Origin of the sequence: Haloferax namakaokahaiae (assembly GCF_042663225.1) — an archaeon.
Taxonomy (GTDB): Archaea; Halobacteriota; Halobacteria; order Halobacteriales; family Haloferacaceae; genus Haloferax; species Haloferax namakaokahaiae.
Window position 1 is genome coordinate 1,254,777 of record NZ_JBHTAA010000005.1, and the last position, 9,308, is coordinate 1,264,084.

Annotated in this window: 9 protein-coding genes; 7 read left to right on the forward strand and 2 right to left on the reverse strand. The window is 63.4% G+C overall.

Features of this window, described 5'->3' with window-relative positions; translation table 11 throughout:
* The first annotated feature begins 25 nt into the window (after nt 1-25).
* Nucleotides 26-322 (forward strand): ArsR family transcriptional regulator, encoded by a 297-nt coding sequence (locus ACFQJC_RS14165; RefSeq protein WP_390224546.1) that lies wholly within the window; start codon nt 26-28, stop codon nt 320-322.
* An 88-nt stretch (nt 323-410) separates the two neighbouring features.
* Here the strand turns inward: ACFQJC_RS14165 and ACFQJC_RS14170 are convergent, their stop codons facing one another.
* Nucleotides 411-2,300 (reverse strand): PINc/VapC family ATPase, encoded by a 1,890-nt coding sequence (locus ACFQJC_RS14170; RefSeq protein WP_390224547.1) that lies wholly within the window; start codon nt 2,298-2,300, stop codon nt 411-413.
* A 121-nt stretch (nt 2,301-2,421) separates the two neighbouring features.
* Here ACFQJC_RS14170 and ACFQJC_RS14175 point away from each other — a divergent pair, with 121 nt between their 5' ends.
* The 6 genes from ACFQJC_RS14175 (at nt 2,422) to ACFQJC_RS14200 (ending at nt 9,029) form a co-directional block, all read left to right on the forward strand.
* Nucleotides 2,422-3,516 carry a M20 family metallopeptidase gene (locus ACFQJC_RS14175; protein WP_390224549.1) on the forward strand — a complete coding sequence of 365 codons (1,095 nt, stop codon included), beginning with the start codon at nt 2,422-2,424 and terminating at the stop codon, nt 3,514-3,516.
* Between the two features lie 257 nt (nt 3,517-3,773).
* The gene (locus ACFQJC_RS14180) at nt 3,774-4,034 is read left to right on the forward strand and encodes a hypothetical protein (RefSeq protein WP_390224551.1); all 261 of its coding nucleotides are present in this window, start codon (nt 3,774-3,776) and stop codon (nt 4,032-4,034) included.
* 84 nt (nt 4,035-4,118) lie between these two features.
* Nucleotides 4,119-5,627: a carboxypeptidase M32 gene (locus ACFQJC_RS14185; RefSeq protein WP_390224552.1), complete on the forward strand. Its 1,509-nt coding sequence runs from the start codon at nt 4,119-4,121 to the stop codon at nt 5,625-5,627.
* Nucleotides 5,628-5,711: 84 nt separating this feature from the next.
* Nucleotides 5,712-5,888 carry an HVO_0416 family zinc finger protein gene (locus tag ACFQJC_RS14190; RefSeq protein ID WP_390224554.1) on the forward strand — a complete coding sequence of 59 codons (177 nt, stop codon included), beginning with the start codon at nt 5,712-5,714 and terminating at the stop codon, nt 5,886-5,888.
* A gap of 162 nt (nt 5,889-6,050) precedes the next feature.
* The gene (locus tag ACFQJC_RS14195) at nt 6,051-7,898 is read left to right on the forward strand and encodes a UvrD-helicase domain-containing protein (protein ID WP_390224556.1); all 1,848 of its coding nucleotides are present in this window, start codon (nt 6,051-6,053) and stop codon (nt 7,896-7,898) included.
* A gap of 6 nt (nt 7,899-7,904) precedes the next feature.
* Complete coding sequence (locus tag ACFQJC_RS14200; protein ID WP_390224558.1) at nt 7,905-9,029, forward strand: M24 family metallopeptidase; 1,125 nt, start codon at nt 7,905-7,907, stop codon at nt 9,027-9,029.
* Here ACFQJC_RS14200 and ACFQJC_RS14205 read toward each other — a convergent pair whose 3' ends face one another.
* Nucleotides 9,030-9,272 (reverse strand): DUF7533 family protein, encoded by a 243-nt coding sequence (locus tag ACFQJC_RS14205; protein ID WP_390224560.1) that lies wholly within the window; start codon nt 9,270-9,272, stop codon nt 9,030-9,032. It abuts the gene before it with no gap.
* Nucleotides 9,273-9,308 lie beyond the last annotated feature (36 nt).

A 9,308-nucleotide genomic window follows, 5' to 3' on the forward strand; every position in this document is an offset into this window, starting at 1 on the left:
TTCTCGCGGCTTTCAATTCGTAACGATGGCTGGAACAGAAGAGGAGAGTCTCGATGAACTCCCACCGAGTGCGAAGCTTGTTTTCAAAGTACTCGAATACAACGGTCCGTTGACCCAGAAAGGCATCGTCGAAGAGTCGATGCTCTCTGCGCGAACCGTCCGCTACGCACTCGAACGACTGGAAGGCATCGACATCGTCGATGAAGACGTCTACTTCGCCGACGCTCGGCAGAACCTCTATCAACTCACCGACGGCGCACCAGAGCAGGAAGCGAAGGTCAAAGCCGACGGCGGCAAAGAAAACGCCTGCTGCGTCGAGTAACGAATCGTCCGCCGCTTCGCACTCTGTTCTCCGTTGCGACGCGTCGAACCATATCCACACACTGAAATCAGGGCACGGGGCGTTCCGGTTAGGCCGGGACGACCGTAATCTGCATCTTTCGGTCGATTGCGTTCTCTAGCTCGTCAGCGATGGCGCTCCCGCGCGAGACCTGAATGTCGCCGCCGCGGCCGACCGTCGCCGTGAAGAGGTACTGGTCGTCCGCCCGCACTTCGACCGTCTCGCCGACGTGGCCGTCCATCCGGATGATGACGTGCCGAGAGGTGATTTCGGGCGTGACGACGAGACCACCCGATGGCTCGGCGTTCGTCCCTGACGGCGACCCGCCCGACCCACCGGAACCGCCCGAACCGCCCACGCCCGGAGCCTTGTTCGAGGGGTTCTCGTCGTGCGTTCGGACGTCGATTTCGATACCGAGGCGCTCTTCCACGTCGGAGATTCGACCGCCGCCTTTGCCGATGACGTAGGAGATGTCGTCGTCATCGACGTAGACGACAGCGCGGTTCTGGTTCTTCAGTTCGACATCGACGTGACCGCGGGCGATAGAGCGAATCTCACGCTCGATTTCCTGTCGCGCGAGTCGGGAGACGCCGGTCTCGCTCTTCTCGCCGCCGTCGCCGAGCGGGACGGTGACGACCTGCCGGTTGAACGTGTAAATCTCGAACTTCGGCGTACTCGTCTCGAAGTCGCGTACCTGAATGACCGGGCGGGCGAGGTCCTCGGCAGCGAGACCCTCGGGCACTTTCACCTGCGTCGTCACGTCGTAGACGGTGTGGACCTGTCCGGCCTCGATGTAGACGACGGTGTCTACGACCTGTGGAATCATACCGAGTTCGACGCGGCCGACGAGACGCTGGAGCGCGTCGATGGCGCGGGTGGCGTGGACGACGCCGACCATCCCGACGCCGGCGAGGCGCATGTCCGCAAAGACCGAGAAGTCCTTCGTCTTTCTGACCTCGTCGTAGATGGTGTAGTCGGGGCGGACGAGGAGGAGGGAGTCGGCCGTCTTGGCCATGTCGCCGGCGAGTGCGGTGTACTGCGTGATTTCGGGACCGACCTGCAAGTCGCGCGGTTTCTCCATCGTCTTGACCGCGTAGTCGCTGTTGTTCAGGAATTCGGCGACAGCCTGCGCGAAGGTGGACTTCCCTGCACCGGGCGACCCGGCGATGAGCACGCCGCGCTGGCGTTCGGCGAGTCTGTCTCGGAGTTCGTCGGCGAACTCGTAGTCGTCGAGGTCCGTCTTGACGATTGGTCGGACCGCCGTGATTTCGATGCCGTCCGCGAAGGGCGGGCGGGCGATGGCGATGCGGTAGTCGCGGAACTGGACGATATTCATGCCCGGTTCGGAGAGTTCGATGAAGCCGTCCGGGGAGGCGCGGGCGGAGTTGACGATGTCGTCGGCCCACTCGCGCATCGTGCTCTCGCCGGTGACTTCCTCGTCGATGATGCGGTAGTGCATGTCGCCGACGTCGCCGCGTTTGGCTTTCGGCTTCGTGTCGGTCTTGAGGTGGACGGACATCGTCTGGTCGTCGAAGAACTGCTCGATGATGAGACCGCCAGAGCCGCGAACGACGGCATCGACGTACTCGACAGAGAGGTTCTTGGCCTTGGCAATCTCGGCCTGCACGCTGTCGCTCGTGAGCAACGTGGCGTCGTGTTCGGCGGCGAAATCGCGGATGAGCGCGTCGATGTCGCCCTCGCGGGCACCCTTCGTCTCGTCCGAGGTCGGACGCCGACCGAGGTACTGGAGCGAAATCTCGCCCTCGTCGGCGAACTCGGCGAGGCGCTGCAACTCAGAAAGTCCGTCCCATCCGGTGTCGCGTCCGTCGTTGGCTTGCGACTCCAGCTCGCTGACGACCGCTTCGGGCACCAGAATATCGGCACCCGCGTACGTACCTTCCTCGACTCGCTCGGACACGCGACCGTCGATGACCGCGCTCGTGTCCGGCACTATCTTCATGAACTCCGATTTGCATGGCGCACGGATAAGGCTTGTAGGTAGCGCGTCCACGCGGGTGTGCGAAATCCTGCGAACTGTCCGCATTGGCCACGCTTTTCACGAGGTGTCACCTCCACCAGCCATGGACGAACTTTCGAGCCTGACGGTGGACCTCGTGTCGATTCCGAGTCACGAGGACGAGACCGCCGCGGGCGACTTCATGGAGTCGTGGCTCCGCGCGGAGACCGACGCCGAGGTGACCCGCGACGAGGCAGGCAACGTCTTCGCTCGCGTCAACGCGGGAGAGGGCGAGTCGCTCGCGCTCGTCGGCCACCACGACGTGGTCCCGCCCGCCGAGCGCCAGACGACCGACGACGGCGAGTACGTCGTCGAGACGAAGGATGGGCGAATCTACGGCCGCGGATCGGCCGACATGAAAGGCGCGGACGTGGCCGCCATGCTCGCCTTCCGTGACGCGGCCGCCGAGGCAAGCCAAGAAGTCGTCTTCGCCTCGTTCGTCGGCGAGGAGTTGGGCGGCATCGGCGTTCGAGCGGCGCTCGAAGAAGGACTACAAATCGACTACGCCGTCGTCGCCGAAGGCTCCACGAACTACTCGGGACCGAACCGAACCGACCTCGTAGTCGCCCATCGCGGCCGTCGGGCGAGCGTCCTCGAAGTCTCGGGGACGGCGTGCCACGCCAGCGAACCCGAGAAGGGCGAGAACGCCATCTACCGCGCCAGCGACGCGGTGGACATCGTTCGAGAGTTAGACGTGCCCGACTCGGAAGTCCTTGGAAACAGCGTCTCTGGGAGCATCGCCGTCACCGGAATCGACGGCGGGACCGCGTGGAACGTCATCCCCGACGAGTGCGAAGTCGTCATCGACGAGCGCACGGTTCCCGGCGGCTACGCCGACCTCGAACAGACGGAAGCAATCGAGGGCGTCGAGTGGGTGGTCGAACAGGACCTCCCGCCGATGGCCTGCGACGACGCCGACTTTGCGGAGCGTGTCTTCGACGTGGCGAAGCAGGTTCACGAAAGACGCGGCGACGAGAGCCCACAGCAGGTGACGAAGCCCCACGCGACCGACGCGGGGTGGTTGGCTGAGGAAGGGACGACGTGTGTCGTCTACGGACCATCTTCGCCCGGCGAGGCCCACACGAAGAACGAGAGCGTCTCTGTGGACGTACTGGAGCGGTGTTACGAGACGTATCGGGATATCGTGGCGGACTGGTAGAACCTCAGGGCGACGAGAGGTGAGCAGTCGGCGGCGACGATTTCGAATCAACCGGCGGCGACGGCGACCAAGCAATCCACGGGGTGGGACTGAAAGGGGCCGCGCCGAGGACGAACCCCGCTGACGTGAGCACCGCAGGCCGGAGGCCGAGGAGCGCGCGTCAGCGCGGGAGTTGTCGGTGCGGGGGCTTTCGAAGCGTTGGTAGCCGACACGTCTCCACACAAAAGCTATGCAGTTGATATTTTTAGTATCATGAAATGGTCGCGCAAAAGTCGAAGAATCTGTTTTTACATCCGGTGACCATCGGGGTGTTCGTCGTCTTCCTCGGCGGGTTCGTGGCTTCGATAACGATTCTCGGGAATCCGTATCTCTGGCCGTTCACCGAGTTGGGAAGACAAACGTCGTTCGCAGTCGGGTGTAGAACGCTTGGTTGTCTCCCACTCACGTGGGGCATCGGTCTCGTCTACACGTACCTGTTTTCGGTCGTTGTCGCGTCGGCCATCCAGAGAGTACGCTGACGACTACGAGTTCGCCCGAAGGAACGTCGAAGTCGAATCCCCATCTCCTGCGATTTATTACCACGGCCACCCCACCCACAGTCGATGGCAGCAACCTCCACCGAAGAGGCGTCGGCGTACGACCGACTGCTTGCGAAGTACAAACGCGTCGCAAACATCCAGAACGCGGCCGGGTTACTCTCGTGGGACCAGCAGGTCATTATGCCCGACGAAGGGACGCCAGCGCGCTCCCAGCAGATGTCCACGCTCTCGGCGCTGAGTCACGAACTCCTCACGGACGACGAGTTCGGCGACCTCTTGGACGAAGTCGAAGCGTCGGACCTTTCTGACGAAGAGGCGGACGTGGTGCGCGAACTCCGCCGCGATTACGAGCGTGCCGCACGCGTCCCGAGCGAGTTGGTCGAACAGATTTCCGCCGCCTCGTCGGAGGCGATTCCGTCGTGGAAGGAGGCGAAAGCCGAAGACGACTTCTCGAAGTTCGCCCCGCATCTTGAGAAGCACGTCGAACTCAAGCGCGAATATGCAGAATACATCGACCCTGACCGCGATGCCTACGAAGTCCTCTTCGAGGATTACGAACCGTGTCTCCCGCTCGATCAAGCAGAGGAGATTCTCGCCGAAGTGCGCGAAGTGCTCGTCCCGATGATTGCGGACATCCGCGAGTCCGACGTCGAACTCGCCGTCGATGCGTTCAAAGGCGACTATCCCGCCGACGAGCAGGAGGAACTCGCCCGCGACGCGCTCTCCACCTTGGGCTACCCGTGGGAGCGCGGCCGCCTCGACACCGCCCCGCACCCGTTCTCGTCGGGCACGCAGTTCGACGCCCGCGTGACGACGCGCTACGACGAGTCCGACCCGCTCGGGTCGCTCTTCTCGACCATCCACGAGTTCGGCCACGCCCTGTACACGCTCGGCCTGCCGGACGAACACTACGGGACGCCGCTCGGCGAGAGTCGCAACCTCTCGGTCCACGAGTCGCAGTCGCGCCTGTGGGAGAACCACGTCGGACGCTCGAAGAGCTTCTGGGAGCACTTCATGCCGACGTTCTCGGAGCACTTCCCCGATATCGATGCAACAGTGGAGGAGGCCTACGAGGCCGCCAATCAGGTGTACGAGGACAACTTCATCCGCGTCGAGGCGGACGAACTCACCTACCACCTGCACATCGTGATTCGGTTCGAACTCGAACGCGCGCTCATCTCGGGCGAACTCGACGTCGAGGACGTGCCGGAGGCGTGGAACGACAAGTACGAGGAGTACCTCGGCATTCGACCCGAGACCGACACCGAGGGCTGTCTGCAGGACATCCACTGGGCCTACGGCAACTTCGGCTACTTCCCGACGTACTCGCTCGGGTCGATTATGGCCGCGCAGTTGTTCGCCTCCGCGAGCGAGGACATCGACGACCTCGACGAGAAAATCGCCGCGGGCGAGTTCGCAGACCTGCGCGAGTGGCTCCGCGAGAACGTCCACCAGCGCGGGCGGCGCTACGAGACGAACGACCTCGTGAAGCTCGCCACGGGCGACGATTTCGCCGCCGACGACTTCCTCGACTACGTCGATGCGAAGTACAGCGCACTGTATAACCTCTAGCTGAGGCGAATACTCTCCGTTTTTGGCAGATGAAGGCTGAGGGGTCGTAGGAATTAAATAGTGGTATGCCTTATCATGCCATGTATGGCCTCAGCACCCAGTGACGATATGTTCGACCAATTCTTGGCCGACCGCGGTCACGAGACAGAACCGGTACGCTGGGACCGATCTTATAACAAACTCCAGTGCCCCGAGTGCGGGGCGCTACACAGCCAAGGTGCATCGACATGCACCGTCTGTGGCTGGTTGCCCGAGGCTTGAACTCCGGATTGACCACCTAAGTACCAATTCGACCCCGCGTGGGTCGATTTTTGACGCAGATTACACCACCAGCGAGCGCCAGCGACACTCACAGATGAGACACTGTTTACATCGCCGAGAGAAGCACGTCGTTTATCACACGTTAGAACCTGAACGTGGACAATGAGCGAATCCGACCCGACCGTAACCCGACTGTTCGGGGGACCGGGGAGCGGGAAGACCACGGCCTTGCTCGACAAGGTCGAGTTGATTTTAGACCAAGACGACGTGAGCGTCCGCGACATCCTCGTCGTCTCGTACACGCGCGCCGCCGCCGCAGAGGTTCGTGACCGTCTCTCCGAGCGACTCGACGTGAACCCGCGTTCGCTGAAGGGCAACGTCTCGACGATGCACGCGAAGGCCTACGAACTGCTCGGTCTCTCGCGCAACGACGTCGTCGGCGAGAAGAACAAACAGGAGTTCTGCGAGGATTACGGTCTGGAGTATCAAGACGAGTACGGCGGCGGCCGCCGAACCTCGCGTTCGACCACCATCGGCAACAAAGTCATCGCCACCAGCCAGTGGCTCCAGCGCACTCGCCGCGACGTTGCCGACTGGTACGACGTGCCGTTCCAGTGGAACGTCGAAGAAGTTCGTCTCCCGCCCGAAATCGACCCGAACGCCCAAGAGGGGAACAAGTACACGCCGACGTGGCCCTCCAGCGACGACCGCGTGGACATCCCCGAGGCAATCCGCGCGTGGCGCGCCTACAAGGGCGAACACGGTCTCGTCGGATTCGCAGACATGCTCGAACGCGTCAAACAGCGCGCGCTCGTCCCCAACGTCGATTACCTCATCATCGACGAGTTTCAGGACATCACGACCCTCCAGTACGACGTGTACGAGGAGTGGAAGCCCCACATGAAGGGCGTCCTCATCGCCGGCGACGACGACCAGGTCGTCTACGCGTGGCAGGGTGCCGACCCGAACCTGCTGCTCGACGCCCAGCGCGACGAGGACGAGGTGCTGCCCAACTCCTACCGCCTCCCGTCGAACGTCCTCAACGTCGTCAACCGGGAGATTCGCCACATCGACAAGCGCCAAGAGAAGGACCTGAAGCCGCGAAAAGAAGGTGGCGCGGTCGAAGCCATCAGTGGCCCGTCGATGCTCGAACTCGCTCGGAACGTCCGCTACACGGTCGAACAGGACGAAGGCACCGTGATGCTCCTGTTCCGTGCGCGCTACCAGATGTTCCAGTTCATCGACGAGTTCCTCCCGCTCGGCATTCCCTTTTCGACGCTCACCGACCAGCGCATGTGGACCGACCGACTCACCCAGTACGTCCGCGCAATCGAAGCAATCGCGGAGGGCGAACCGGTCGATGGCCTACAAGCGCGGCGACTCGCCGACATGCTGAAATCCTCCGCGTTCGGCACCAACGAGCGCGACGAACTGTTCGACCTCATCGACGAGCGGAAAGAAGAACAGGACGTAGACGACATCACGGAACTCGAATTCACGGTGGACGAAATCAAGGACTTCGCACCGTTCGTCCCCGACGGCCAGTCGGCCAGCGACATGGTCCGCAAGGTCACGAGTTTCCAGCGCAAGTCCGTCGATGCCTACTTCGGCGGCAAGTATCAGGACATGGACCCGAACCGCGTCCGCGTCGGCACGATTCACTCCGCCAAGGGTCGTGAGGCCGACCACGTGTTCATGGCGACCGACCTGACCGAGAAGGTCGTCGAGCAGATGGCCGCCTCCGTCTCCGACGAGGAACTCGAAGCCCGCGGTATCGAGGAGTTCACCTCGGCGACCGACCCCGTCCCGCTCATCACGGACAACGAACGCCGCGTCTTCTACGTCGGCATGTCGCGCGCTCGGGAGCGCCTCATCATCCTCGAAGACCTCGTGAGCGGTGCGCCGACCCTCCCGATTAGCGTCCTGCTCCACAACGAAATCCGCGAGGGTGACGTGCAGGAACTCGTCGAAGAAGTCCAAGAAGACGCCGCACCGCAACCCGAGGCGTAAGCAGTCGTGTCCGACTCGCGTGGCGCAACGGTACTCGACTCCGCGCTCTCCGGGCGCGAGGCCGCTGGGTTCGTCCACGTCTGTCGCGGCGACGACCCGGACGGCCGCTACTTGACGGGTCTCGGTTTCGACGCCGAAGTCGCAGTCGTTCGCGCCGATGGCGAGACGCACGTCCGCGTTCCCTCCGGCGTCGAACACCCCGACGTTTCCGGTGTATCGGTCCGGACCGACGACCGACCGGCGGGACAGGCGGCCGCCGCGGTGCTCGACGCAGAAGGAGCAGGCGAGCGCACTACCGTTCTCGCGCCGCGCTACCTCCCATACGACGCCGCCCTCCACCTCCAGCGTGCGGGCTACGAACTCGAATCGACCACCGCGCTCACGGAGGCGAGAGCGACGAAATCCGACGCCGAACTCGACGCCATCGAGGGAGTCCAGCGCGCGGCACGACACGCGCTCACCCACGCGGCGACGATACTTGCGGATGCGACCACCGAGGAGGACCTACTCGTCTGGGACGGCGCACCGCTCTCCACGGAGCGCCTCCGCAGACAGGTGAACGCGGTTCTCGCGGCCGAAGGCGTCGATTCGGCCGGCAACACGAACGTCGCGGTCGGACCGGCCAGTGCAGACGAAACGAAGGGCCAGAATGTTGCAGTCGAACTCGCCCCCAATAGGCCTATTGCGGTCTCCGTTCGACCCCGCGGTGCGAACGGCTACTTCGGCGCGCTCGCGCGAACGTTCGTCGTGGACAGCGACGGTGGATGGGACCGCCGGGCGCACGTCGCCTGTGACGCCGCCCGCGACGTCGCACTCATCGAAGCCAAACCCGGAGCAGACGCCGGCTTCGTCGGGAGCGAAATCAGAGCCGAGACGGCCGCCTTCGGCTTCTCGATGGCCGACGAGGTGACCCGCGACGTGGGCGAGGGTATCGGGCTCTCGGTACGCGAGGCACCGAAACTCGACGGAGACACAGAACTAGTCGCGGGCAACGTCCTTCGAATTCGCGCGGCCGTCTCGAACCCCGACCACGGCTGGGTCGAACTTGCCGACGTTATCGCGCTCGGCGAGGACGGCCCTCGCGTCCTCGGCGACACGCCGACCGTTCTCGACCCCGCTGGCTGGGAGTAATTACTCTTCTTCGTCCGGGTCTTTCGTGGCCGTGCCGACGACTTTTTCCACGACCAATCCGGGCACGTCTTGCGGCATCGTGAGGAACTTCGGGAGCGCTACCATGAGAACCGCGAGGACGACCATGCCTCCGCCGAGCGTCGTTCGGCCGTCGGCCAGCAGCGTCAGCCCGAAGATACCGACCGGGAGCGCGAAGATGAGCGTCGCGCCCAATCCAATCATTTCGAGGATTCCGAGTCGCATCGCTCGCCGGTAGCCCGCGGGACAGTAAAAACGTCG